Origin of the sequence: Mesorhizobium sp. M3A.F.Ca.ET.175.01.1.1 (assembly GCF_004791945.1) — a bacterium.
Classification (GTDB): Bacteria; Pseudomonadota; Alphaproteobacteria; order Rhizobiales; family Rhizobiaceae; genus Mesorhizobium.
Genome location: NZ_SRTP01000012.1, coordinates 93,280 through 119,753 on the forward strand (window position 1 = coordinate 93,280; position 26,474 = coordinate 119,753).

Genomic DNA, 26,474 nt, shown 5'->3' on the forward strand with positions numbered 1-26,474 from the left:
GCTCAGACCGTGGCAGACACTGGCCGAACAAACCTCGACTTTCGGGATTTGGTCAAGCGCTCACTGTCCGATTGAGCCCGCGCTCGGTCAGAAATGTGCTGGTTGGGGACTCGATTCCCGGATGTGCTGTTTGTCGTTCCCCGGCAGCGGCTCATCTTGCGCCAGAAGCCGATTGGCGGGATGGTGTGAAAAGGCAGCCGGGGGCGCTGGCAGGCCGGATATGAATGGCTGCTGGAAATCAAAATGTCGCGAACTTGCATGGCACTCTCTGCCATTGTTGTTCTGATCGGGGGCTTCGTTGCGCTGACAGGGCCGACAGAGGCAGCAGAGCGGACTTCTCATTTGCTCGACCACGGCGATCTCGCGACGACCTATTCGCAGGAGTCGGATCTCGTCACCGCCTACGCAACAGGCATGGCGCGGTATCGCCTTCTGTTCGCGGGACTTGGCGGCGACGCCAGCCTCGCTGCGCCGCTCGAGCCCCGGCTTTTGCGGACGGAATTCCGCGCGCGGACATGGCGCGCGGCGGACGGCAGCCTGTTGCAAGGTTTCGTCGGCAAGGGCGGGTTCCGGCTGACTGTCGGCAACTGCGTGGCCCGCATCTGTGTTGCCAGCGAATGCAGCGATGACGGCTGGCCGGTCTATGCCTGCAGCGACGGACGCAAGCGAAAGATGTCGGTGAAGGATTTTGTCTCGGCAAGCTTCGACGGCGTTTCCTACCGACGGTTGAGCGCCCCGCCGGCGCCGTGACCTGCTGCCCTGGTCTCACACGCCAGCAAGCTGGCGCACGCGAAACGCCGCCTGGATCGCGCGGTTCACCGTGACCGGCAGGATCGACATGTGGTTCTCACCGGCATGCAGTTCGAAACTGGCGCGGATACCAGCAACGGCATCGAGGCGCTCGGCCATCAGGCGGGCGAATTCGTCGGTGCGCGTCACCTTCTTGTGCTCCAGGCGCTTCTGCTCGTCCGCAGCCCCGATCTGGAATGGCGCCAGCTTTTCGGACTCGTATTCGCCGGCGGCCAGGATGACTTCCGCCCGCATGTCTTCCGGCAAATCAGCCTCGAAGGCTTCGAGGTAGCGGTCGATGACGCGGTCTTCCCAATAGATTGCCGGACTGGCGGCAATCCAGGTGCGGAAGGCGCGTGGACGCGTGAACAAGGCATAGAGGGCGAACAGGCCACCGAAGGAATGGCCGTAGAGCGCCTGGCGGCTGGTGTCGATGCTGGCGCGGTTCGCCACGAAAGGCTTCAGGTCATTCTCGATGAAGGACAGGAATTTTTCCGCCCCGCCGGTGCGTACATCCGGGCCTGCGTCGTGGAAGGGCGGATAGGTCTGCCCGGGCGGCGGCCCAAGATCCCAGGAGCGCCGCAGCGGATCATAGGCACCGGCGACCGGATAGCCGATGGCGACGATGACGCCCTCGCCGACATTGGTGCCCGACGGGTAGCTCGCTTGCGCGCGCATCGCATCGACCGCGGTTGCGATGACCGCGTTGCCGTCGGTCAGGTATAGAACTGGCCAGCCGGCTGCGGGCGCAGGGTCCGGCGGGACATGCAGAAAGATCCGCCACGGCTCGCCGCCGCCCACCGGGACGAGATCGTGAACGCTGGTGTCGGCGATCAATGCCGGCGTCTGCATCAGCGATGCGTGCATGTTTATCTCCACTGGGGATGAAAGATCAGCGGCGGCGCAGCAGTCCCATCAGCACCGGGCCGCCGATCAGCGTGGCGACGAGGCCCGCCGGTATCTGGCGCGGGAAGATGGCGGTGCGGGAAATCCAGTCGGCGCAGACCATGATCAGCGCCCCGGCAAGCACGGCGCCGGCAGCCTGCGGCAAGGCGCGGGCAAGGTCGAGGCGCCGGGCCAGGTGCGGCGCCATCAGGCCGATGAAGGTCAGCGGGCCCACGATCAAAGTGGATGCGGCGGTGAGCGCTGCGACCATAACCAGCACCAGCAGCCTGGTCCTAGAGAGATCAAGTCCGAGCGCCTGGACGACCGTCGGGCCGAGCGGCAGCATGTCGAGCCAGCGCATGAACAAAGGTGCCGTCAGCAGCAGGGACAGCGCAATGGAGGCAGTCAGGATTGCCGAACCGGCATCGACGCCGTAGGTCGAACCGGTCATCCAGTTGAGCAGCAGCATGGCGCGCGGGTCGCCGCTGGCGGTGAGCACCAGGACGAGCGCGTCGAACAGGCCCGTCAGCGCCACGCCGGCAAGCAGCAGCCGCTCCGGTGCAAATGCGGCACGGCGCCCGATGGCAAGGACAGCGAGCAAGGCGGCGAAGGCGCCGATGGTCGCGGCACCGGTTTGCAGGGCACGACCCGGAGCGTCGAACACGAACAGCGCCACCACCATGCCAAGCGCCGCCCCGGCGCTGATGCCCAGCACTTCGGGGCTCGCCATCGGATTGCCGGTCAGCCGCTGCATCATCAGGCCCGCCAATGCCAGCATGGCGCCTGCGGAAAGTGCTGCAAGCACGCGCGGCCATCGCCATGACAACAGTGCATCAAGCTGATCGCCGAAGGCGAAACTCCAGCCGTGCGGCCCGGGTCCGCAAAGCAAGGCCAGAGCCAGGAGCACGAGCAGGGCAAAGCCAATCGCCGCCAGCACAACGCCTGGGCGCTGCAGTCTCGGCAGACATTCTGCTGCAAGCGCTGGAAGTTCTCTGCCGAGGCTCAGCCGCGGCAGCAGCCAAAGCAGGAGCGGCGCGCCGAGCAAAGCGGTGATTGCGCCGGTCGGCAAGAGGTCGCCCTGCGGTCCGGTCGCAAGTTGCACCGCCTGATCGGCAGCCCACAGCAGTGTCGCGCCCAGTAGCGGCGCCATGACCAGCCTCTGGCTTAGTCGCCGCCCGCCGCCAATGCGTGCGAGCGCCGCGGCCGCGAGACCGACGAAGCCGATCACGCCGACGGCGGCGACCGTGAAGGCGATAAGCGCGACAGCGGCGCCAAGCCCGGCAAAACGGTAGATGCCAAGCGGCACGCCAAGGCTGCGCGCGCCGTCGTCCTCCAGGCCGAGCAAGGTCAGCGGCCGCACCATGAGGCCGATCGTCAGCGCAGCAATGCCAAGACGCGGCAACAGCCAAAGCGTCGTGGTCCAATCCTGCTGGCCGAGCGAGCCGGCGCCCCAGATGAAAAGCCCGGCCAGCCAGTCGTGCTTGAGGACGACCAGCGCCGCGCCGATCGCTCCCGCATAGAGGCTGACGACAAGACCGGCGAGCACGACGGAAAGCGGCGACAGGCCCTTATGCCAGGAGAGCGCAAGCACGGCCGCAAGAGCCGCGAAGGCGCCGGCGAGCGCCACCCATTCGCGGCCGAAAGCAAGCAGCGACGGCGCGGCGAGCGTCGCCAGCGCCAGCGCCAGATGGGAGCCTGCCGAGACGCCCACCGTTTCGGGCGAGGCCAGAGGGTTGCGCAGCACCTGCTGCAGCACGGCGCCTGCCAAGCCGAGCGCCGCGCCGCAACGATCGAGCCTTCAGCCATGGGCGGCCATCGCTTCGGCAAGCACCCGCGCGAAGCGGGCAGCGGAGGGCAGCGCACCGAACATGAGCACCGGGGGCAGGCGCATGATCGAGCGGTTGCGCACGAAGGGCATCGCGTCCCAGACCGGGCTCGTTGTCAGCGTGCCGCCGGCCCCCTCAGGCAAAGGCTCGAGATAGGCGAGGCGCGCGTCGTCGTCCGTCGCCAGGCCATCGATGCCGACGGTCGCAAAACCCCAGTAATTGGTCTCGCCGGTCCAGGCGTTGCGGATGCCGATGCGGTCGAAGACCTCCTGGAACAGGCTCTTTTGGCCGTAGACGCGCACGTTGCGCGGATCCATGAAGCTGACGACATAGAGTGGCCGGGCCGAGAGCGGCGCCAGCTGCAGCTTGACCTTCGCGAAATAGGCCTCGGTCGCGGCGATCAGCGCCTCGCCTTCCTCCACCTTGCCGACGAGGCTGGCGAGTTTCCGTGTAGCGTCGACGGCATTGCGATAGGGTTGCCCACCCTCGGTATAGATGCCGATCGTCTTCACCGGCGCTACGCGCTCGAGCAGCGGCTTTATGCCGTCGAGATAGGGGATGGCGAGGATGACGTCGGGCTTGAGCTGCGCGAGGAATTCGAGATTGGGTTCGAGCAGCGTGCCGATATCGGCGACCTCCGGCGGCAGTGCCGGCTCGACAACCCATTTTTCCCAGACCTCACGGTCGGCGATGGCGATCGGCCTGACGCCGAGCATGAGCAAGGTCTCGGCCAGCCCGTCGTCAAGACAGGCAATGCGCAGCGATGCCGTGCGCGCGGACGAGGTACCGATGGCCGCAAACGGCAAAGTGAAGAGGCCGAAGGCGCGGCGCCTCGACATCCGGGAGCCGCGCTGAGGCAGGTCAGCCGCCATGCCGGCCGCCAGCCAGCCGCGCCGTCGAACCGGGCATAAGGCCATGATTGTTCAACACGATCCCCGGCTCCCCATTTTGCGCAGCAATGCAACAGTCGTGCGACGATGGTGGTTGACTATGAAACATGACTCCAATAGTCAACATTGAAGCTGACTATTTCAGTCAAGATTTTGGTGACCTTCAAAGGATGGAGGGTCACCGCTGCCATGAGGGGGTATCGAGATGAGAATGGACATGGATTCGGTTGCGGTCGGGCGCAACCGGATGGTGGGATTTGTGTTGGCGGCAACCTGCCTATCGGCTCTCGGCAGCTTTCCCGCCGCTGCCCAGGATAACGCCGCCGAGCTCAGCCCGATCAACATCGAGGGACAGACCGACAGTCCGATCGGCCCGGATGAGGGCTACATCGCCAAGAACACCACCACGGGCTCCAAGACAGACACGCCGCTCAAGGAAATCCCGCAGTCCGTCTCAGTCGTTACCCGCAAGCAATTGGACGACCGTCAGCCGGCGCAGCTCGAGGACACGCTGTCCTATCTTGCCGGCGTGACGTCCTCGCCATGGGGCGTCGACAACCGCTTCGACCAGTGCCTGATCCGCGGCTTCGATATCTGCACGGCGGTGATCTATCGTGACGGGCTGCCGCAGAAGGTGATCGACTTCTCCGGCTTCAAGATCGAGCCCTACGGGCTGGAGCGCGTCGAGGTGCTGAAGGGCCCCGCCTCGGTCCTCTATGGCGAGAACGAGGCCGGCGGCATGGTCAATGCCGTCTCGAAGCGGCCGACGGACAAGCCGATCTATGACGGCTTCCTCAGCTATGGCAGCTTCGACACGGTCGAGGCCGGGCTCGATGTCGGCGGGCCGATCGACGATGCCGGCGTCTGGTCCTATCGTCTGACCGGCCTCGTGCGCAACGGCTCGACCGAGACGGACTATTCGCGCAACGACCGCGTCTTCGTCGCGCCGGCGCTGACATGGCAGCCCGACGCGCAGACCTCGCTCACAATCCTCGCCAACTACCAGTGGGACAGGTTGGCGCCTAACGCATTCCTGCCAGTGGCTGGCCAGGACTATCCGGCCGAACACGGCAAGCTGCCGCGCAGCTTCTTCACCGGCTCGCCCGACTTCGACCGCTTCGACGCCAACCACGGCTCGATCGGTTATCAGTTCAGCCATGAGTTCAATGAGAACTGGACGGTCAGGCAGAACCTGCGCTACTCGCATGAGGACACCGACTACCGGCAGCTCTACTACAGCGGCATGGTCGACGACCGCACCATGGCGCGCACGGCTTTCACGGTCGACGAAACGGCGTCCATTTTCAGCGTCGACAACCAAGCCGAATATCAGCAAAGCTTCGGCGAGGTCGAAAACAAGCTGCTCGTCGGCCTCGACTACAACCGCTTCTCGGTCGATGGGCAAAACGGCTATGGCGCAGGTCCCGACCTCGATATCCTCAATCCCGACTACACGACGTCGATCAGCAATCCGCCGATCTATCTCGACCGGGCGCAGACGATCGGCCAGGCCGGCCTCTATGCGCAGAACCAGGCCAAGGTCGCCGACCACTGGCTGCTGACGCTGGGCGGCCGCCAGTCCTGGGTCGACAATTCCTATGTCGACCATTTGAACAGCGCCGGCGACAGCAGGCAGAAAGACCATGCCTTCACCAGCAATGTCGGCATCGGCTATCTCTTCGACAACGGCCTGACGCCCTATGCGAGCTATGCCGAATCCTTCACCACCAATGTCGGCCAGACGAAGTCGGGCGAGGCATTCCGGCCGTCGCTGGGCAAGCAGTACGAAGTCGGCGTGAAATACGAGCCGAGCTTCTTCCCTGGCTTCATCACCGCCTCGCTGTTCGACCTGCGCAAGACCAACGTCGTGACTTATGCCGGCGGTCCTTTCCAGGTGCAGACCGGCGAGGTGCGCCATCGCGGCCTGGAGATCGAGGCCAATGCCGATCTGGTGTCGGGGCTCAGCATGACGGCGGCCTATACCTATCTCGACGCCGAAATTATCAGCGACGCGCCTGAGGTCATCGGCAACCGGCCATCGCTGGTGCCCGAGCACCAGGCTTCTATATGGGCCAATTACGAGATCGGCGCCGGCAGGCTCGAAGGCCTGAGCTTCGGCGCGGGGGTGCGCTACATCGGCGCGAGCTTCGGCGACAACGCCAACACGATCGACGTGCCCGGCTACACGCTTGTCGACGCCGCGCTGCGCTACAAGAAAAACGGCTGGCAGGCCGCGCTCAACGTCTCCAACCTGCTCGACAAGACCTATTACTCGACCTGTTATCCCGGCGCCGGCTGCATTTACGGCGAAGGCCGCACGGTCAAGGGCAGCCTCAGCATGAAGTTCTAGGCGCCGTGTCCGCAGCCTGATTGGGGCTGGCGAGGTTGCGTATGCGTCGCTGTGCGTGGCATCAGCGGCCAATGACGCACAAGCCCACACGACGAACACCATCTGCAAAGCCGCGATCCGCCGCCGGAAAGGTGAGCCTCAATCGCGCGCTGTCGAAGCTCGGGCTGTGCTCGCGCAAGCAGGCGGAGCTGCTGATTGCTGAAGGGCGCGTGCGGGTCGCCGGCAACGTGGCGCGCGATCCATTGCAGCGCGTCGATCCCGACCGCGACCGCATCACCATCGACGGCGAGCGTGTCGTTGCCGAGCGCAAGGTCTACCTGATGCTCAACAAGCCGCGCGGGCAGGTCACTACCCGCGACGACCCGGAAGGCCGCGGCACCGTCTATGATTGCCTGGCCGATCCGGGCCTGCCCTTCGTGTCACCGGTGGGCCGCCTCGACAAGGCAAGCGAGGGCCTGCTCCTGATGACCAACGACACGCGCTGGGCGAACGGCCTGCTCGATCCCGTCTCGCATGTCGCCAAGACCTATCACGTGCAGATCGCTTCCGTGCCCGACGAGCCGATGCTCGAACGGATGCGCCAGGGAGCCGTCGCCGATGGCGAATTGCTCACGGCGAGCTCGATTGCGCTGCTGCGAAGCGGCGGACGCACCGCCTGGCTGGAAATCGTGCTCGACGAAGGGCGCAACCGCCAGATCCGCCGGCTGCTCGGCGCATTCGACGTCGAGGTGCTGAGGCTGGTGCGGGTGGCGATCGGCGGGCTCACACTCGGAGATCTCGCCAAGGGCAAGGCGCGGCACCTGACCGCCGAAGAGCTGGCGAAGCTTGCTCGGTGACAGGGAAGCCCGCGGCTATCTCTGGTTCCACTTGCGGATGACCGGCTCGGACAGGTCGTGCTCGTAGCCGAGCAGGCTGACGCTGGCCGTGTCGAGCACGAAATTCGCGCCGCCTTCCGGCGGCAGACCGATCCAGCGCGCCGCCAGCACGCGCAGGAAATGAGCGCTTGAAAAGATCAGCACATTGCCGGCGACGGCACGGAGTTCGTCGATGATGGTGTCGGCTCTGGCGCCGACATCGGGGGCCCGCTCGCCGCCGGGACAGCCATCGCGAAATACGTTCCAGCCGGGACGCCCGGCGTGGATCTCCTTCGTCGTCACGCCTTCATAGGCGCCATAGTCCCATTCCTGCAGGTCGGGCTTCTTAACCGCATCAGCGCCGAACCCGGCGAGCCGGCAGGTATCGAAGGCGCGCTGCGACGGGCTCGACCAGACGGCCTTGAACGACAGCCCGTGCAGGCGCTCCGCCAGTCCGCGCGCGGCCGCCTCGCCCTTTGCTGTCAGCGGAATATCGGTGCGGCCGGTGTGCATTCCCGTTGCGCTCCACTCCGTCTCGCCGTGGCGGGCCAGGTAGACTTCGGGGTAGGCGTTGCTCATGTCGCTGGCCTCTCGGGTCGCGCCGGAAGGTCCGGCCGCGCCACCCTATGCGGCGTGCGGCAAAAAGAACAGGCCGCGGCGAACGCAGCGGCCTGTCCAGGCTTGGGAGGATTGCCTCTGTTTGTCTACGCAATTCCGGACGGAAAACCGTCGGACACTTGTCCTGGAATTGCTTTGGTCGCTCAGGCTGGCTGGAGACCGCCCGACAGCGCCAGATCGGCCTCTTCCGGCAACTGGCCGGCCATGGCGGCGGCGAACTGCGTCTGATCGAGCTCGCCTTCCCAGCGCGCCACGACGATGGTGGCCACCGCGTTGCCGACGAAGTTGGTGAGCGCGCGGCATTCCGACATGAAGCGGTCGATGCCGAGGATCAGCGCCATGCCAGCCACCGGCACCGAAGGCACGACCGAGAGCGTGGCTGCGAGCGTGATGAAGCCGGCGCCGGTGATGCCGGCGGCACCCTTCGAGCTCAGCATGGCGACGAGCAGAAGCAGGATCTGGTCGCCGAAGGTGAGCGGCGTGTCGGTGGCCTGGGCGATGAACAGAGCGGCCAGCGTCATGTAGATGTTGGTACCATCGAGGTTGAAGGAATAGCCGGTCGGGACGACCAGTCCAACCACCGAGCGGTTGCAGCCGGCGCGCTCCATCTTGGCCATCAGGCCCGGAAGGGCAGCCTCGGACGACGAGGTGCCCAGCACCAGCAGCAGCTCTTCCTTGATGTAGCGGATCAGCGCCAGGATCGAGAAGCCGTTATACCATGCCACCGCGCCCAGCACGACCAGGACGAAGAGCAGCGACGTCAGGTAAAAAGTGCCGATGAGGAAGGCGAGGTTGGCGATCGCGCCGATGCCGTACTTGCCGACGGTGAAGGCCATGGCGCCGAAGGCGCCGATGGGAGCGGCTTTCATCAGGATGGCGACGAGGCGGAAGATCGGCGACGTCAGCGCCTGCAGGAAGTCGACCACGGGGCGGCCGCGCTCGCGGACGAGCGCCAGCGCCACGCCGAACAGCACCGAGAAGAACAGCACCTGCAGGATATCGCCGTCAGCGAAAGCGCCGGTGATGGTATTGGGGATGATGTTCATCAGGAAGCCGACGATGGTCGTATCATGCGCTTTCTCGGTGAAGGTCGTCACCTTCGTGGCGTCGAGCGTGGCCGGATTGATATGCATGCCGGCGCCCGGCTGGACGACGTTGGACACGACAAGGCCGACGACCAGCGCCAGCGTCGAGAAGACGAGGAAATAGATCATGGCCTTGCCCGCGACGCGGCCCACCTTGTGCAGGTCGGAGACGCCGGCGATGCCGGTCGCGACGGTCAGAAAGATCACCGGCGCGATCACCATCTTGACCAGCTTGATGAAGGCGTCGCCAAGCGGCTTCAGCGAAGCGCCCAGTTCGGGATAGAAATGGCCGAGCAGGATGCCGGCGGCGATCGCCGTCAGGACCTGCACATAGAGATGCCGGTAAAAGGGAACCTTGCCGCGTGGTTCCGCGGCAGCAATTGCTGTCTGCATGATGTCCTCCGTTCGGCCCCGATCGAGAAGCTCGACCTCCCGGGGCAGTTGACCTCCACAGCCTCGCGGCTGCTGCAGATACGTTAGCAATAGGCGTGCCAGATTCGCGTTCCGAGGATTCCTGCTTGATTCTGCATGCTTTTTTGACCTCGCGATTGTTGCGTGGCAAGCGGCCGTGCGGCGATCCGCATAGGCTGAATTGCGCCTTGTGCGAAATCATGCACAAATAGACCATGCTGCAACGCCCGGCCGCTGTCCTCTCCTCGACCCCCGAACTGCTTGCCGGGCGGGCGCGGCAGGCGTGGCTGCTGTTTGCGTCGGTGGCGCTGCTCATCGTGGTCGCAGCGCTCTACGGCGCCGGCCTTTATGGACGCTCGACCGAGGTCGAGGCGCTGGCCGCGCAGGGGCGGACCGATGCCAATCTCAAGGTCGCGCTGCTGCGCGCGGTGCTGGAAAATCCCCGCGCGCTGCCATTGCTGCTATCCGAGGACCAGCAGGTGCACGACGCACTGACGCAACGCAGCGCCGCCTCGATCGACGTGCTCAACCGCAAGCTCGAAGGGCTGGTCTCCGGCACCAAGGCCTCGGTGCTCTATGTCACCGGCACGGATGGGCTGGCGGTCGCTTCCAGCAACTGGCGCGAGCCCGTGAGCTTCGTCGGCAACGACTATGGCTTTCGGGCCTACTTCTCCGGCGCGATGCAATCCGGCACCGCCGAATATTTCGCGCTCGGCAATGTCAGCAAGCGGCCCGGGCTCTACATTTCGCGCCGTGTCGGCAGCGCGGCGGCACCGCTCGGCGTGGTCGTGGTCAAGATGGAGTTCGACCAGCTCGAGGCCGACTGGCACGAGGCGAACCGCCCGGCCTATGTCAGCGACGAACATGGCGTGGTGCTGATCACCAGCGTGCCCTCCTGGCGCTTCATGACCACCGCTCCGCTCAACCAGCCGGTCAGGGCCGACATCCGCTCCAGCCAACAGTTCGGCGACGCGCCGCTGGTGCCCTTGCCGATCACGCGGCCGCAACCGCTCAGCGGGGATGTCGCGCTGGTCCAGGCCATCACGCCGGGCGGTGGCGATGCCGAGTATCTGCGGCTGTCGGCGGCCGTGCCTTCGACCCCTTGGCAGCTTGACTATCTCGTTCCGGCCGAAGCGCCGATCGCCGCGGCGCAACGCGAAATGCGGCTGTTGGCGCTTGGCGTCCTGGTCCCGCTCATCGCTTTAGCCGCCTATCTGTTGTGGCGCCGGCAATCGGCGCAGATGCGGATTGCCGCCGAACAGGCGGCGCGCGCCGAGCTCGAACGCCGCGTCGCCGAGCGCACTCAGGATCTCAGCCTCGCGCGCGACCGGCTGCAGATCGAGATCGCCGACCACCGCAGCACGGAGGCGAAGCTGCAGGTCATGCAGCAGGAGCTGGTGCAGGCCAACCGTCTTGCGACCCTCGGACAGGTGGCCGCGGGCGTCGCGCATGAGATCAACCAGCCGGTGGCGACCATCCGCGCCTATGCCGACAATGCCCGTGTCTTCCTGGAGCGCAAGCAGACGGCGCCGGCCGAGGAAAATCTCGACGCCATCGCCGCGCTGACGGAACGCATCGGCTCGATCACCGAGGAGCTGAAGGCCTTTGCCCGCAAGGGCCGCACGGCGGCCGAGCCGGTCGAGCTGCGCAGCGTCATCGAAGGCGCGGTGGTGCTTTTGAGGAGCCGCTTTGCCGGGCGGCTCGAAGCCTTGGCGATCACGCTGCCCTCGCCGACGCTCAAGGTCATGGGCAACCGCCTGCGGCTCGAACAGGTGCTGATCAATCTTTTCCAGAACGCGCTGGAGGCGTTGGAAGGCCGCGACGATGCGCGGGTGGAAGTGTCAGCGATCGAGACAACCGACCGCGTGGCGCTGATCGTGTGCGACAACGGTCCCGGCATCCCGCCCGCGATCCTGAAGTCTCTGTTCACGCCGTTCAACACGTCGAAGGAGAAGGGTCTCGGCCTCGGCCTCGTCATCTCCAAGGACATTGTCGCCGACTACGGCGGACGCATCGAGGTGGCAAGCAGCGACCAGGGCACCCGCTTCACCATCCATCTCTCGAAGGCAGACGGCGCGACATGACGAACGGCAATCCGTCTCCGGTCATCCTGATCGACGACGACACCGACCTGCTGAAGGCGACGCGGCAGACGCTGGAGCTCGCCGGTTTTGCAGTGTCGGCCTTTTCCTCGGCCAGCGAGGCCCTTGCCGGCCTTAATGCCAGCTTTGCCGGCGTCGTGGTATCGGACATCCGCATGCCCGAAATGGATGGCCTGCAGCTCTTCGACCGTGTGGTCGACCTCGACCCGGATATCCCCGTCATCCTGGTCACCGGGCATGGCGACATCGCTATGGCGGTCAAGGCGATCAAGGACGGCGCCTATGATTTCATCACCAAGCCCTTCGCCGCCGACCGGCTGGCGCAAAGTGTGTGGCGTGCCGCGGAGAAGCGCCATTTGGTGATGGAGAACCGCGCCTTGCGCGAGGCGGCCGAGCAGGCGCAGGAAGGCCTGCCGCTGATCGGCCAGACGCCGGCGATGGAGCGGCTGCGCCGCACGCTGAGGCAGATCGCCGACACCGATGTCGACGTGCTGGTGACCGGCGAGACCGGCTCCGGCAAGGAGGTCGTGGCGAGCCTGCTGCATCGCTGGAGCCGCCGCGCCCAGGGCAATTTCGTCGCGCTGAATTGCGGCACGCTGCCGGACACCGTCATCGAAAGCGAATTGTTCGGCCACGAGGCCGGCGCCTTCACCGGCGCGCAGAAGAAGCGCATCGGCCGCATCGAGCATTCGAGCGGCGGCACGCTGTTCCTCGACGAGATCGAAAGCATGCCGCCGTCGACGCAGGTGCAGATGCTGCGCGTGCTGGAAATGCGCGAGGTGACGCCGCTCGGCACCAACGAGGTCCGGCCGGTCGACCTGCGCGTCGTCGCCGCCGCCAAGGTCGACCTCGGCGACCCGGCCCAGCGCGGCAATTTCCGCGAGGATCTCTATTACCGGCTCAACGTGGTAACGCTCTCGATCCCGCCGCTGCGCGAGCGCCGGGACGACGTGCCGCTCCTGTTCGGTTATTTCGCCGAGCGGGCGGCTGCCCGGTTCCGCCGCACTGTCCCCACCGCGCCGGCCGCCATCCAACGCCATCTCAGAGACCACGACTGGCCCGGGAATGTGCGCGAGCTGGCACATTTTGCCGAGCGCTTCGTGCTCGGGCTTGAAGAGATGGGTGAGAGCAGTTCCGTCGCCTCGGGCGAGATCGACGCCAACCTGCCGCTGCCGGAGCGACTGGAGCGTTACGAGGCCGAGATCATCCGCGAGACACTTGGCCGCAACGATGGCGACGTCCGGCGCACGATCGAGGCGCTCGGCATTCCGCGCAAGACCTTTTACGACAAGCTGCAACGGCACGGCATCGTGCGAAGCGATTTTTCCAGATAGGGCAAGCTTGGGGAACCCGATCCAATCCAGGCCGTTGAGCCCTGCCGGGAAACCGTGGCACGTCGGCACCAGCCACGTTCGAACGCACCGCCGTGATGGCGTTGCTGGTTGCGCTCGGCAAGCGTTGATGGTTTGTTGCCGCCCAGCGGAGAACGAATGATGCGCGAATCCCTCGGTCAGGACGAATACGGCTCGGCCAACCCTTTCGATCCGGAAGACCTGCAGAATCTCAACGCACTGGGGCCGGCCATGGGCAGCGGCAATGATTTCGAGAAATACGCCGTCGCCGTCATCATCGTGTTTGGCGCCTTGATCATCGGCGGCCTGATGGCCGCCTCGATGGCGTTCGGCCACCGCAACGGTTTCCTGTTCGCGCTCGGAGGCGCCACCTCGGCCTGGATTTCGGGCAACGCTCTGCTGCTCGACCGGCCGCGCCTCTACGCGCTGTTCGTCGGCATCGCGGCCGTGCTCCTGATCGCATCGACGATCACGCTGGTCGCCTGATCCGCCAGTCAGTAGCCCAGCGCCTCGCCAGCCGCGGCGCGGCTGTCGATGGCGCCGTTGTAGCGCGCGCCGCCGCCTTTCCCGATCTCCGCGAGGCTCTTGCCGCCGACCAGTATGCCGGCCGCCTGGCCCCAGGTCTGGTCGGCAAGGTCGAGGTGATAGCCCATGCCGGCCAAGAGCCTCTCGGTGTCGGGCGACAGACCGAACGGCTCGATATAGACGGTGTCAGGCAGCCACTGGTGATGGATGCGTGGCGCGTCGATGGCCTCCTGGATGTTCATGCCATGATCAATCACGTTGACGATCGCCTCCAGCGTGATGGTGATGATGCGCGAACCGCCCGGGCTGCCGATGACCATGAACGGCTTGCCGTCCTTGGTCACGATCGTCGGGCTCATCGATGACAGCGGCGTCTTCTTCGGCTGGATGGCGTTGGCCTCGCCCTGGACCAGCCCGTAGAGATTGGGCACGCCCGGCTTCTGGGTGAAATCGTCCATCTCGTTGTTGAGCAGGATGCCGGTGCCGTCGGCGACCACGCCGGCGCCGAAGGAGCCGTTGAGCGTATAGGTGACCGCTACCGCGTTGCCGTCATTGTCGATGATCGAATAGTGGGTGGTTTCCTTAGACTCGCCGAAGCCCTTGGGCATCAATTCCTTCGACACGCCGGCGCGGAACGGATCGATCTTGTCGCGAATGTCCTTGGCATAGCTTTTGTCGAGCAGCTTCGAGACCGGATTGTCGACGAAATCCGGATCGCCGAGCGCCGAATTGCGGTCGACATAGGCATGGCGCATGGCCTCGACCATGACATGCACCGTCTCGGCCGAACCGGCGCCGAGATAGGACAGCGGGTATCCTTCGAGCACGTTGAGGATTTCGCAGATGATGACGCCGCCCGAGCTCGGCGGCGGCGAGGAGATGATCTCGTAGCCGCGATAGGAGCAGGTGACGGGCTTCAGCTCGCGCACGGCATATTGCTCGAAATCGGCCTTGGCCAGGATGCCGCCCTTGGCGCCGCTGGCCTTGACGATGGCGTCGGCAATCGGCCCCTTGTAAAAGGCCTCGGGGCCCTTTTCGGAAATGGCGGATAGCGAGGCGGCAAGGTCCGGCTGCATCAGCCGCTCGCCGGCGGTGTAGGGCTTGCCATCCTTTTTCAAGAAAATTGCGGCCGCAGCCGGATCCTTGGCCAACCGTGCAGCGCCACTCGCAAAGGAGGCGGCGTCGCCCTGGTTCAGCACGAAACCGTCCTTGGCATAGGCGATTGCCGCTGCCATCAGATCCTGCCTGGGCCGCGTCCCGTATTTCTGGCGCGCCATCTCGAAGCCGGCAACCGAACCGGGAACGCCGACGGCGAGATAGCCGTCGAGGCTGGCGCCTTTGATGGGATTGCCGTCCTTATCGAGATACATGGTTTTGGTGGAGGCCAGCGGCGCGCGCTCGCGGAAGTCGATGAAGCTCGAGCGGCCGTCCTTCAGGCGAATGGTCATGAAACCGCCGCCGCCGATATTGCCGGCGTTCGGATAGACGACGGCCAGCGCATAGCCGACGGCAACCGCCGCATCTACGGCGTTGCCGCCCTTCTTCAGCACCTCGACACCGACCTCGGAGGCCAGATGCTGAGCGGTCACCACCATGCCGTGCTCGCCCTTGGAGGGAGCGGGCGACGCAGCGAAAACCGCTGTTGACTGTGCAAGGGCGAAGCTGAGCGACAGGCTGAGGGCGATCAGCGTCCGGCGGGTGATAGGCATTGGCGGGGCTCTCCGGGGCGTGGGAACGCCTAGGAAAGACCGTGGAAGCGCGTTAGTCCAATAAAAATCGAATTATCGAACGGCTTCGGCTCAAACAATCCCGCCGCCGCCACCCGCCACCGCCGGCCTTTCCGCCGCGACCTTCGCGCGGTAGCCGGCCTCGCGATAGGCGGCGACCGGATCGATGGCGCCGCCTGTCCTGAGCCGCGCCATGGCGAGAATCGGTTCGACATCGGTCCGATAGGCCGCCTTCAGCGTCTGTGTCGCCATCAGCGCGTCGTTGGCCTCCTGGAAGCTTTCCAGCGCCTTGCGGTCGACGAGCAGCGCCTGGGCATAGGCGCGCTGCACCTCGACCGCCGACAGCATCAGGCTTTCGATCGGATCGGTGACGTTGTGGCTCTGGTCGAGCATGTGCGCGGGATTGAAACCGTTGGCGCCGGCAAGCTCTGCATCGACCAACTCGTTGAAGACGAGGAACAGCCGATAGGGATCGATGGAGCCGGCATCGAGGTCGTCGTCGCCATATTTGGAATCGTTGAAGTGGAAGCCACCCAGCTTGCCGAACTGGATCAGCCGCGACACGATCATTTCGATGTTGACGTTGGGCGCGTGGTGGCCGAGGTCGACCAGGCAGAAGGCCTTGTCGCCGAGCTCCCTGGCGATGATGTAGTTGGTGCCCCAGTCCTGCACGACCGTCGAATAGAAGGCCGGCTCGTACATCTTGTGCTCGGTGAACAAGCGCCAGTCATCCGGCAGGCCGGCATAGATTTCGCGCATGGCATCGAGATAGCGCTCGAAGGCCTTGGCGAAATTGACCTGGCCGGGGAAATTCGAGCCGTCGCCGATCCACACCGTCAGCGCCTTCGAGCCCAGCGTATTGCCGATCTCGATGCATTCGAGATTGTGCTCGACCGCCTGCCGGCGCGTGCCGGCATCGGCGTGCGACAGCGAGCCGAACTTATAGGAGAGCTTCTGATCAAGGGCGTCGGAGAAGGTGTTGGAATTCATGGCATCGAAACTGAGACCGAAGCGGGACGCCGCCTGCTTCAGCCGGTTGGGATCGGCCTTGTCCCAGGGGATGTGCAGCGAGACGGTGGGTGTTGCCCGTGTCAGTTGCTGGATGACGGCGCAGTCCTCGACCTTGTCGAAGATGTCGCGCGGCTCGCCTGGACCGGGAAAGCGGGCGAAGCGCGTGCCGCCGGTGCCGACACCCCAGGAGGGGATGGCGACACCGAATTTTTCCACCTTGTCGCGGATGGCGTCGATGGCGATGCCGCGCCGGTCGAGGCGCTCGCCGAGCGAGGCATAGTCGCGCTCGAGATCGGTTTTGCGGGCGGCATTGCCCTTTTCGATGACGTCAGCCGAGATGATCAATTCGGACACTGCAATTCCTCCCAAAATGCGTTCGGCTGGCGCTGCCCCTCATCCGCCTGCCGGCACCTTCTCCCCGTATTGACGGGGAGAAGGGAAGCACTCCGGCGCTGGCGTCCCCCTCTCCCCGTTCTTCACCGGGAGAGGGTAAGAGTGAGGGGCAGCGCCGCCCTCAATAGTTTACCGCGTAAAGCTTTGCGCGTTGCCGGCGTCGACATTGACGATGTTGCCGGTCGACTTGGCCGACATGTCGGAGGCGAAGAAGTAGATCGCCTCGGCGATGTCCTCCGGGAAAACCGAGCGCTTCAGCATCGAGCGCGAGCGGTAATGCTCCTCGAGATCGTCGGTCGACATCTTGTAGGCGGCGGCGCGCTGTTCCTTCCATTCGCCGCTCCAGATCTTGGAGCCGCGCAGCACGGCGTCCGGATTGACGACGTTGACCCTGATCTGCGCCTCCGCGCCTTCCAGCGCCAGGCAGCGCGCCAGATGGATCTCGGCCGCCTTGGCCGTGCAATAGGCGGAAGCGTTGGGGGAAGCGGCTAGCCCGTTCTTGGAGGCGACGAAGACGACATTGCCGCCGATCTTCTGCACGCGGAACAGCCGAAAGGCCTCGCGCGAGACAAGGAAGTAGCCGGTCGACAGAATGTCCATATTCTTGTTCCACAGCGCCAGCGTCGTCTCCTCGATCGGCGCCGATGAGGCCAGGCCAGCGTTCGAAACCAGAATGTCGATGCCGCCGAACTCGACCGCGGTTTCGGCGAAGCCGGCGACAACCTGCTCCTCCGAGGTGACGTTGATGACCACCGGGCGGACGAAGTCCTTGCCGAAGGCTTTGGAAAGCTCTTCGTTGGCGCTGGCGAGTGCCGCCTCGTCGATATCGGCCAGCACCACGCAGGCGCCTTCGCGCAGCAGGCGGCTGGCGGTAGCGCGGCCGATACCGCCGGCGCCGCCGGTGACCAGCGCGATCTGGCCGGCCAATGCCTTCGGCTTCGGCAGGCGCTGCAGCTTGGCTTCTTCGAGCTGCCAGTATTCGATGTCGAACGCTTCCTGTTCCGGCAGACCGACATAGGAGGAGACGGTCGAGGCGCCGCGCATGACGTTGATCGCATTGACGTAGAATTCGCCGGAAATGCGCGCGGTCGCCTTGTCGCCGGCGAAGGTGAACATGCCGACGCCCGGCATGAGATAGACCACCGCGTTCGGATCGCGCACGGGGGGCGAATCCGCATGCTTGCAGCGGTCGTAATAGGCCTGGTAGCCGGCGCGGTATTCGGCGACATCGTTCGCAAGGCGCGCGATGACTGCATCGACATCCGGTTTCGCCGGGTCGAACTCGATGACCAGCGGCCGGATCTTGGTGCGCAGGAAATGATCCGGGCAGGACGTGCCGAGAGCCGCCAGGGGGCGCAGGTGCTTCGAATTGACGAATTCGAGCACTGCCGGCTGGTCGTCGAAATGACCGAGCTTGTGGCTCTTTTCGGAGACAAGGCCGCGGATTCTCGGCATCAGCTTCGCGGCGATGGCGCGGCGCGCCGGCGCATCGAGCGACTGCACCGCCTCGCCGCCGAAGATCGCCACGCCTTCCGACCGGCGCTCGAACCACTCCATGGCCTGGTTGATCACCGAAATCGTCGTCTCGTAACACTCCTTGGGCGTGTCGCCCCAGGTGAACAGTCCGTGACTTTCGAGCACGACGCCCTTGGCATCGGGATTTTCGAGGCAGAATGTCTCCAGCCACAGGCCGAGCTCGAAGCCCGGCCGCTTCCAGGGCAGCCAGCCGATGGCATCGCCGAAGATCTCCTTCGTGATCGCCTTGGAATCCTTGGCGGCGGCGATCGCGATGATGGCGTCGGGATGCATGTGATCAACGCAGGCCTTGGGCACGAAGGCATGCAGCGGCGTGTCGATCGAGGCCGCGCGAGGATTGAGGTTGAAGGTGCAATGCGGCAGGTAGCCGACCATCTCGTCCTCATGCGCGAGCCCGCGATAGAGGCCCTTCAGCGCGCGCAGCTTTTCCATGTAGAGCGTGGCGAAGCCGTCGAGCTTGATCGAGGCGCTGTCGCCGCCCGAGCCCTTGACCCATAGCACCTCGACATCCTCGCCGGTCAGCGGGTCCTTCTGCCAGACCTTGGACGAGGTGTTGCCGCCGCCATAGTTGGTGACGCGCTTGTCGGAGCCGAGCGTGTTCGAGCGATAGACAAGAAGCTCGGGACCGCTCATCCCCACGGTTTTCGCATCGTCGCAAAGATTGGCGAGGCGCGAGCCGGAGCGCTTGTCGAGCATATGAGGATCCTCCCTTGGAGCGCGAACGTCGCGCTCCTCTTTCTCGCGGCGAATGTCTACGCAAGCGGGCGGCTTGTCAATCATAAACGATCAATATCGATCATATTGCACTGCACAATGAAAATATATGATCGGAAATGATTGACACTGCGCGCTTTCTAGTGCCTGATGGTCGCGCAGGGAGGAACCATGCACGAAAAAGAGCGCCACAGGATCATTCTGTCCGCCGTCCAGGAAAAGCCTGTGGTGACGGTGCAGGAGATGGTCGACCTCACGGACTCTTCCGAGGCGACGATCCGGCGCGATATTGCGGCGCTGCATGTGCAAAAACGCCTGCGCCGGGTGCGCGGCGGCGCCGAGGCGATCTCGCCGCCGCAGTTCATCGGCCTTGCCGGACGGCCCTTCTCGGTCAACGAGACGCTGAACGCCACGCAGAAGCGGGCGATAGCCCGGGAGGCGGTGAACCTCTGCAACGATGGCGAGCCGATCATCATCAATGGCGGCACCACCACCTTCCAGATGGTGCATTTTCTGTCCGGACGGCGCATGCCGATCTTCACCAATTCGTTCCCGATCGCCGAGCATCTGCTCAAGCATTCGAAAAACACGGTGATGCTGTCGGGCGGCACGATCTACCGCGAGCAGAACATCATCCTGTCTCCCTTCGACAATGACGTGACGCGCAATTTCTATGCGCGCCGCATGTTCATGGGCGCACAAGGCCTGGGACCCCTGGGGCTGATGGAAGGCGACCCGCTCTTGATTCAGGCCGAGCAGAAGCTGATCGACCAGGCCGACGAACTGGTGGTGCTGGTCGATTCCTCAAAATTCCGCATGCGCTCCAGCCTGATCCTGTGCGGGCTGTCGCGCATCGCGACGGTGATCACCGACGACGGCATAGAGGATCGCGAAGCCAAGATGCTCGAGACTGCCGGTGTGGCGCTGGTCGTCGCCCGCAGACAGTCAGGCGAGAAGGAAGAATCTTCACTGCAGGCCTGAGGCGGCCCGCAGCGGCGATGGAATGCAACGCTCAAGGGAGGATATTCGATGAGCTTTTTGAAGAAACTGCTGGTCACGGCGGCGTTTTCCGCCGCCATGTTCGTCAACGCCGCCTATGCCGAGAACGTCAAGATCGCGCTGGTCGTGAAGTCGCTCGGCAACGGCTTCTTCGACGCCGCCAACAAGGGCGCCGAGGAAGCGGCCAAGGAACTGGGCGATGTCGACGTCATCTACACCGGCCCGACCAAGGCGACCGCCGAGGCGCAGATCGAGGTGATCAATTCGCTGATCGCGCAGAAGGTCAATGCCATCGCCGTTTCGGCCAACGACGCCGACGCGCTGGTGCCGGTGCTGAAGAAGGCGATGGACCGCGGCATCACCGTGATCTCGTGGGACTCGGGCGTGGCCAAGGAAGGGCGCCAGCTCCATCTCAACCCGTCCGACACCAACCTGATCGGCGAAACCATCATCAAGCTCGCCGCCGACTACCTGCCGGAAGGCGGCGAGGTCGCCATTTTGTCGGCCTCCTCGACCGCGACCAACCAGAACGCCTGGATCGAGGCGGCCAAGAAGGTGCTGCCGGAGAAATTCCCGAAGATCAAGCTCGTCGCCACCGTCTATGGCGATGACGACTCGGCCAAGAGCACGGACGAAGCCAAGGGCCTGTTGAAGTCCTATCCCAATCTCAAGGCGATCATCGCGCCGACCACCGTCGGCGTCGTCGCCGCGGCGCAGGTGGTGACCGACGAGAACCTGATCGGCAAGGTCAACGTCACCGGCCTGGCGCTGCCGTCGGAGTTCAAGAAGTTCATCGACAATGGCGCCAGCCAGGCGGTCGCGCTGTGGAACCCGATCGACCTCGGCTACTCGGCCATCTACCTCGCCCACGACCTGGCGGTGAAGAAGGAAGAGGCCAAGCCCGGCGCCACGCTGTCGATCGGCCGCGTCGGCAAGGTAACGCTCGACGACACCAACTCGGCTGCGATGGCTCCGCCCTTCCAGTTCGACAAGACCAACATCGAGAAGTTCTCCAAGATCTATTGATCCTGGTCGGCTTCGAACTCATGCGGCGGGACAATTGTCCCGCCGCAACTTCAAACGGACCTTCTCTCAGGGCCTGACACGGATATGGACACGACTGCCCAGCGCAAAATGGAGACGGAGCGGCCCGAGCCGTCAGGCCTGATTGAGAGCGCCAGCCCGCGCCTGACGCTCTCAGGCATTTCCAAGAGTTTCCCGGGCGTGCGCGCGCTGCACAATGTCAGCCTATCGCTCTATCCGGGGCAGGTGACGGCGCTGATCGGCGAGAATGGCGCCGGCAAGTCGACGCTGGTCAAGATCATGACCGGCATCTACCAGCCCGACGCCGGCGAGATCGGCATCGACGGGCAAACCACCACGCTCCCCAGCGCCCATGCCGCCTTCGGCCACGGCATCACCGCCATTCACCAGGAGACCGTGCTGTTCGACGATCTGTCGGTCGCCGAAAACATCTTTCTCGGCCACGCGCCGCGCACCCGCTTCGGCATCATCGACTGGCGCACCATGCGCAAGAACGCGCGCGAGGTGCTGGAGACGATGCGTGCCGGGCATATCGACGCCGACGCACGTCTGAAAGACCTCGGCATCGCCAACAAGCATCTGGTCGCTGTGGCACGCGCCATGTCGATCGATGCGCGCATCGTCATCATGGACGAGCCGACGGCGGCGCTTTCGATGAAGGAGATCGAAGAGCTTTTCCTCCTGATCGAATTCCTCAAGAGCGAAGGCAAGGCGGTGCTCTTCATCAGCCATAAGTTCGACGAGATCTACCGCATCGCCGACCGCTACACCGTCTTCCGCGACGGCGAGATGGTCGGCGAGGGTCTGCTGAAAGATACCGGCCAGAACGAGATCGTGCGCATGATGGTCGGCCGCAACGTCGACCACATCTTCCCGGAGCGCGAGCCGAAGATCGGCGCGCCGGTGCTTGTCGTGTCCGGCCTGTCGCATCCGACCGAATTCGACGACATCGGCTTCGAGCTGCGCAAGGGCGAGATCCTCGGTTTCTACGGGCTGGTCGGCGCCGGGCGCAGCGAGGTGATGCAGGCGATCGCCGGCATCACGCGCACGAGCCGAGGCACCATCTCGCTGGACAGCCAGACGATCGCGCCGAAATCGGCCGCGGATTCCATCGAGGCCGGCATCGTCTATGTGCCGGAAGAGCGCGGCAAGCAGGGCGTGGTTATCGGCCTGCCGATCTTTCAGAACGTCTCGCTGCCATCGCTCAAGCGGACCTCGAAATCCGGCGTGCTCAGGCTGGCGGAAGAGTTCGCGCTCGCCCGCTCCTATACCGAGCGCCTTGATCTGCGCGCCTCTTCGCTCAGCCAGGACGTCGGAACGCTTTCCGGCGGCAACCAGCAGAAAGTGGTCATCGCCAAATGGCTGGCCACCGCGCCCAAGGTCATCATCCTCGACGAACCGACCAAGGGCATCGACATCGGCTCCAAGGCCGCCGTGCACGGCTTCATGGCGGAGCTGGTCGCGCAGGGGCTTTCGGTGATCATGGTCTCATCGGAACTGCCCGAGATCCTTGGCATGTCGGACCGGGTGGTGGTCATGCGCGAGGGCCGCATCGCGGCAACCTACGACAACAAGGGCCTCGACGCCGAGACGCTGGTCAGGACAGCAGCGGGGATCGCGGCATGAAGAACTTCCTCAAATATCGCGAGATCTGGCTGCTTGCCGGCATCGTCGTGCTGATCGGCCTGATTTCGACGCGCTTCCCTGGTTTCGCCAATCCGGCCAACCTGCGCCAGGTGTTCAACGACACTTCGATCCTGATGATCCTGGCGCTCGGCCAGATGGTGGTGATCCTGACGCGCTCGATCGACCTGTCGATGGCGTCCAATCTTTGCTTCACCGGCATGGTGGTGGCGATGCTCAATGCCGCGCATCCGGCGATCCCGATTCCGGTGCTGATCGTCATCGCGCTGCTCGTCGGCCTGATCCTCGGCGCATTCAACGGCTTCCTGGTGTGGCGGCTGAACATTCCCTCCATCGTGGTGACGCTCGGCACGCTCACCATCTATCGGGGGGCGACATTCGTCATTTCCGGAGGCGCCTGGGTCAATGCCGACCAGATGAGCCCGGACTTCATCAATTTCCAGCGCGCCGCCTTCCTCGGCCTGCCGGTGCTGTCGTGGATCGCCATCCTGGTGATCGCGCTGTTCTTCCTGGTGATGACACGCACCGCTATCGGCCGCTCGATCCATGCCATCGGCGTGAACCCGACCGCCTCGGTCTATGCCGGCATCGATGTCGGCCGCACCAAGTTCATCGTCTTTTGCATTTCCGGCATGATCGGCGGGCTCGCCGGGTACTTATGGATCTCGCGCTATGTGATCGCCTCGGTCGAAGTCGCCAACGGCTATGAGCTCAACATCATCGCCGCCTGCGTCATCGGCGGCATCTCGATCGCCGGCGGCATCGGCTCGGTCGGCGGCGCGGTGTTAGGGGCGCTGTTCCTCGGCATCATCTCCAACGCACTGCCGGTCATCAACGTCTCGCCCTTCTGGCAGATGGCGATCTCGGGCAGCGCCATCATCCTGGCCGTGGTGCTCAATGCACGCGGCGAGCGCCGGCAGGGCCGCATCATCCTCAGAAAGGCGGAAGCGGCATGACCGACACCCCTGCCCCGCGTCATATCCCCGACCGGCTCGACAAGCCGCTCTCCTCGGCGATCTTCTCCTGGGAGGCGCTGCTGGTCGTGATCGCCATCATCATCTTTGCGATCAACAGCTTCGCCTCGCCCTATTTCCTCGATCCGTGGTCGCTGTCGGACCTGACCTTCAACTTCACCGAAAAGGCCCTGATCGCGCTCGCCATGGCGCTGTTGATCATCTCCGGCGAGATCGACCTGTCGGTCGCCGCGATCGTGGCGCTCGCCTCGACGATGATGGGCATGGCCTTGCAAGCCGGCGCAGGCATGCCGGTGCTGGTGGCGATCGGCATCGCCGTCGGGCTCGGCTGCGGCGCCTTCAACGGACTGCTGGTGACCAGGCTCGGCCTGCCCTCCATCGTCGTCACCATCGGCACGATGAGCCTGTTTCGCGGCATTGCCTTCATCATTCTCGGCGACCAGGCCTATAAGGGCTATCCGGAGAGTTTTGCCTTCTTCGGGCAGGGCTATGTCTGGTGGGTTTTCTCGTTCGAGCTGGCGCTGTTCCTGGTCGCGGCGCTCGTCTACTGGTTCGTGCTGCACCGCACGAGCTTCGGCCGTCACGTGTTCGCCATCGGCAACAATCCGGTCGCCTGCCAGTTCTCCGGCGTGCGCGTCGATCGCATCAAGTTCATCCTGTTCTGCCTGACGGGGCTGATGTCGGGCATCGCCTCCGTGCTGATCACCTCGCGCCTCGGCTCGACGAGGCCGTCGATCGCGCAGGGCTATGAGCTCGAGGCGATCACCATGGTGGTGCTGGGCGGTGTCTCCATCCTCGGCGGCGCCGGCAGCATCCTTGGCGTGGTCCTTGCCGCCTTCATCATGGGCCTGGTGACCTTCGGCCTTGGCCTGCTCAACGTGCCGGGCATCGTCATGTCGATCTTCATCGGCCTGCTGCTGATCATCGTGATCGCGCTGCCGATCGTCTGGCGGCGGCTGCGCGAGGGGCGCTTCGCCTGATGGAAAAATACGCTTTCAAGATGAAGATCAATCCCGGCATGAAGGCCGAGTACAAGCGCCGCCACGACGAGATCTGGCCGTCGCTGGTCGCGCTGCTCAAGCAGGCCGGCGTCTCCGACTATTCGATCCATCTCGACGAGGAGACCAGTATCCTGTTCGGGGTGCTGTGGCGGCGTGACGATCACGGCATGGCCGATTTGCCGAAGCATCCGGTGATGCAGCGCTGGTGGGCGCATATGGCCGATATCATGGAAACCCGGGCCGACAACGAGCCGGTGGCAATGCCGCTGGAAACGATGTTCCATATGGCATGATCCGCAAGGTCGCCGTCATCGATATCGGCAAGACGAATGCCAAGGTGGCGCTGGTCGATCTCGCCACCATGCGCGAGGTGGGGCTGCGGCGCACGGCCAACGCCGCCGCCGCGGAAGGCCTCTACCCTCATCACGATGTCGAGCGCTTGTGGGCCTTCATCCTGGAGAGCCTCGGGACGCTGCACGCCAAGCAGCACATCGATGCCATCTCGATCACCACCCATGGCGCGACGGCCGTCCTGGTGGATGCCGAAGGCAGCCTGGCGCTGCCGGTGATCGATTATGAATTCGCCGGACCCGATGCATTGAGCAGTGAGTATGACGCCGTCCGCCCGCCCTTCGCCGAGACCGGCACGCCGCGTCTGCCGGCCGGCCTCAACATCGGCGCGCAGCTCTTTTTTCAGCAGCAGCGGTTTGCGACGGACTTCGCCCGAGCTGCCGCGATCCTTATGTATCCGCAATACTGGGCGCTCAGGCTGACCGGCGTCGCCGCCAACGAGGTGACGTCGCTCGGCTGCCATACCGACCTGTGGAATCCCTGGCAGGCCGACTATTCATCGCTCGTCGACCGGATGGGCTGGCGGCGGCTGATGGCGCCGGTGCGACCTGCGAAAGACCGGCTGGGACCGATCCGGCAGGGAATCGCGCAGAAGACCGGGCTTGAGCCGCACACGCCGGTGTTGTGCGGGCTGCACGATTCCAACGCCTCGCTGCTGCCGCATCTGTTGTCCGATCGGCCGCCCTTCTCCGTTGTCTCGACCGGCACCTGGGTCGTCGCGATGGCCGTCGACGGCCGGAAGGTCGAACTGGATCCGGCGCGCGACACGCTGGTCAATGTCAACGCGCTCGGCGATCCCGTGCCCTCGGCGCGCTTCATGGGCGGGCGCGAGTTCTCGTTGCTGACCGGTGGCAAATCCCAAGCCTGGAGCGAGGACGATGTCGCCAGCGTGCTGGCGCGAAACGCCTTGCTTCTGCCATCGGCTCAGCAGGGCTCCGGGCCGTTTCCCGATCGCGAACAGCAGTGGATCGATGCCGGGGCCCTGAGTCCCGGCGAGCGCTTCGTCGCCATCTCATTCTATCTCGCGCTGATGACCGCGACCTGCCTGGAACTGATCGGCAGCGACGGGCCGACCATCGTCGAGGGACCCTTCGCGCAGAACCTGCCTTTCATCCGCATGCTGGCAGCAGCGACGGAGCGGCCGGTCATCGACTCGGAGGGTTCTACCGGCACCAGCGTCGGCGCGGCGCTTCTGGTCGCGGACGGCGCCGCGGTGATGAGCAAGGGCGAGCGCACCAAGCCGCCGGTGGAGCTCGCCTGGGGCAAATATGCGCGTGCCTGGCGGGCAGCCATCTAATTACCAGTGGATTGACCAACAGTGCAATTGAAGGCGTCGCGGAAACAAGCGTGAAGCCGATCACATAATAATTTCATGTATTGTATCATGTATAGA

20 protein-coding genes and 1 pseudogene are annotated in these 26,474 nt (G+C 64.6%); 13 read left to right on the forward strand and 8 right to left on the reverse strand.

Translation table 11 applies throughout. The features are described from left to right. Window positions 1–258: 258 nt before the first annotated feature. Complete coding sequence (locus tag EN818_RS23790) at window positions 259–750, forward strand: hypothetical protein (RefSeq protein WP_245420436.1); 492 nt, start codon at window positions 259–261, stop codon at window positions 748–750. 15 nt (window positions 751–765) lie between these two features. Here EN818_RS23790 and EN818_RS23795 read toward each other — a convergent pair whose 3' ends face one another. The 3 genes and pseudogenes from EN818_RS23795 to EN818_RS23805 all read right to left on the reverse strand — a co-directional run bounded on the left by EN818_RS23795 (window position 766) and on the right by EN818_RS23805 (window position 4,372). After that, entirely contained in the window at window positions 766–1,656 is an 891-nt protein-coding gene (locus EN818_RS23795) for an alpha/beta hydrolase-fold protein (protein ID WP_135905532.1), read from the reverse strand. A gap of 25 nt (window positions 1,657–1,681) precedes the next feature. Then, window positions 1,682–3,460: pseudogene (gene fhuB, locus EN818_RS23800) on the reverse strand (Fe(3+)-hydroxamate ABC transporter permease FhuB); the annotation flags it as partial. A gap of 12 nt (window positions 3,461–3,472) precedes the next feature. Beyond that, window positions 3,473–4,372, reverse strand: coding sequence for an ABC transporter substrate-binding protein (locus EN818_RS23805; RefSeq protein WP_245420435.1), 900 nt, complete (start codon window positions 4,370–4,372; stop codon window positions 3,473–3,475). A gap of 229 nt (window positions 4,373–4,601) precedes the next feature. On the opposite strand from EN818_RS23805, the gene EN818_RS23810 reads away from it, so the two are divergent. Together EN818_RS23810 and EN818_RS23815 are read left to right on the forward strand one after the other, a co-directional pair. Further along, on the forward strand, window positions 4,602–6,740 hold the full coding sequence (locus tag EN818_RS23810; RefSeq protein WP_176478410.1) for a TonB-dependent siderophore receptor: 2,139 nt from the start codon (window positions 4,602–4,604) through the stop codon (window positions 6,738–6,740). 71 nt (window positions 6,741–6,811) lie between these two features. After that, entirely contained in the window at window positions 6,812–7,576 is a 765-nt protein-coding gene (locus tag EN818_RS23815) for a pseudouridine synthase (protein ID WP_095807802.1), read from the forward strand. Between the two features lie 15 nt (window positions 7,577–7,591). On the opposite strand, the gene EN818_RS23820 is transcribed toward EN818_RS23815, so the two are convergent. After that, a complete protein-coding gene (locus tag EN818_RS23820; RefSeq protein ID WP_095807801.1) occupies window positions 7,592–8,173 on the reverse strand; it encodes a histidine phosphatase family protein in 582 nt (193 codons plus the stop codon). A gap of 182 nt (window positions 8,174–8,355) precedes the next feature. Beyond that, window positions 8,356–9,690: a dicarboxylate/amino acid:cation symporter gene (locus EN818_RS23825; RefSeq protein WP_135905534.1), complete on the reverse strand. Its 1,335-nt coding sequence runs from the start codon at window positions 9,688–9,690 to the stop codon at window positions 8,356–8,358. A gap of 233 nt (window positions 9,691–9,923) precedes the next feature. Here EN818_RS23825 and EN818_RS23830 point away from each other — a divergent pair, with 233 nt between their 5' ends. The 3 genes from EN818_RS23830 (at window position 9,924) to EN818_RS23840 (ending at window position 13,648) form a co-directional block, all read left to right on the forward strand. After that, on the forward strand, window positions 9,924–11,792 hold the full coding sequence (locus tag EN818_RS23830; protein ID WP_095807799.1) for an ATP-binding protein: 1,869 nt from the start codon (window positions 9,924–9,926) through the stop codon (window positions 11,790–11,792). Then, the gene (locus EN818_RS23835; protein WP_095807798.1) at window positions 11,789–13,144 is read left to right on the forward strand and encodes a sigma-54 dependent transcriptional regulator; all 1,356 of its coding nucleotides are present in this window, start codon (window positions 11,789–11,791) and stop codon (window positions 13,142–13,144) included. The genes EN818_RS23830 and EN818_RS23835 overlap by 4 nt, the downstream gene beginning before the upstream one ends. Before the next feature lie 156 nt (window positions 13,145–13,300). Then, window positions 13,301–13,648 (forward strand): hypothetical protein, encoded by a 348-nt coding sequence (locus EN818_RS23840; RefSeq protein ID WP_165349918.1) that lies wholly within the window; start codon window positions 13,301–13,303, stop codon window positions 13,646–13,648. 8 nt (window positions 13,649–13,656) lie between these two features. On the opposite strand, the gene ggt is transcribed toward EN818_RS23840, so the two are convergent. The 3 genes from ggt to EN818_RS23855 form a co-directional block, all read right to left on the reverse strand. Then, entirely contained in the window at window positions 13,657–15,396 is a 1,740-nt protein-coding gene (gene ggt, locus EN818_RS23845; RefSeq protein WP_095807797.1) for a gamma-glutamyltransferase, read from the reverse strand. Window positions 15,397–15,486: 90 nt separating this feature from the next. Continuing rightward, window positions 15,487–16,779, reverse strand: a complete 1,293-nt coding sequence (gene rhaI / locus EN818_RS23850) for an L-rhamnose catabolism isomerase (protein ID WP_095807796.1) — start codon at window positions 16,777–16,779, stop codon at window positions 15,487–15,489. Between the two features lie 168 nt (window positions 16,780–16,947). After that, entirely contained in the window at window positions 16,948–19,050 is a 2,103-nt protein-coding gene (locus EN818_RS23855; RefSeq protein WP_135905537.1) for a bifunctional rhamnulose-1-phosphate aldolase/short-chain dehydrogenase, read from the reverse strand. 189 nt (window positions 19,051–19,239) lie between these two features. Here EN818_RS23855 and EN818_RS23860 point away from each other — a divergent pair, with 189 nt between their 5' ends. The 7 genes from EN818_RS23860 to EN818_RS23890 all read left to right on the forward strand — a co-directional run bounded on the left by EN818_RS23860 (window position 19,240) and on the right by EN818_RS23890 (window position 26,378). Next, the gene (locus EN818_RS23860; protein WP_095807794.1) at window positions 19,240–20,049 is read left to right on the forward strand and encodes a DeoR/GlpR family DNA-binding transcription regulator; all 810 of its coding nucleotides are present in this window, start codon (window positions 19,240–19,242) and stop codon (window positions 20,047–20,049) included. 48 nt (window positions 20,050–20,097) lie between these two features. Next, complete coding sequence (gene rhaS, locus EN818_RS23865) at window positions 20,098–21,093, forward strand: rhamnose ABC transporter substrate-binding protein (RefSeq protein WP_095807793.1); 996 nt, start codon at window positions 20,098–20,100, stop codon at window positions 21,091–21,093. A gap of 84 nt (window positions 21,094–21,177) precedes the next feature. Continuing rightward, window positions 21,178–22,737, forward strand: coding sequence for a sugar ABC transporter ATP-binding protein (locus EN818_RS23870; RefSeq protein WP_095807792.1), 1,560 nt, complete (start codon window positions 21,178–21,180; stop codon window positions 22,735–22,737). Next, window positions 22,734–23,711: an ABC transporter permease gene (locus tag EN818_RS23875; RefSeq protein ID WP_095807791.1), complete on the forward strand. Its 978-nt coding sequence runs from the start codon at window positions 22,734–22,736 to the stop codon at window positions 23,709–23,711. The genes EN818_RS23870 and EN818_RS23875 overlap by 4 nt, the downstream gene beginning before the upstream one ends. Then, window positions 23,708–24,709, forward strand: coding sequence for an ABC transporter permease (locus EN818_RS23880; protein ID WP_095807790.1), 1,002 nt, complete (start codon window positions 23,708–23,710; stop codon window positions 24,707–24,709). Before EN818_RS23875 ends, EN818_RS23880 begins: the two co-directional genes overlap by 4 nt. Then, entirely contained in the window at window positions 24,709–25,023 is a 315-nt protein-coding gene (rhaM, locus tag EN818_RS23885) for an L-rhamnose mutarotase (RefSeq protein WP_176478409.1), read from the forward strand. Before EN818_RS23880 ends, rhaM begins: the two co-directional genes overlap by 1 nt. Continuing rightward, window positions 25,020–26,378, forward strand: a complete 1,359-nt coding sequence (locus EN818_RS23890) for an FGGY-family carbohydrate kinase (RefSeq protein ID WP_135905539.1) — start codon at window positions 25,020–25,022, stop codon at window positions 26,376–26,378. Before rhaM ends, EN818_RS23890 begins: the two co-directional genes overlap by 4 nt. Window positions 26,379–26,474 lie beyond the last annotated feature (96 nt).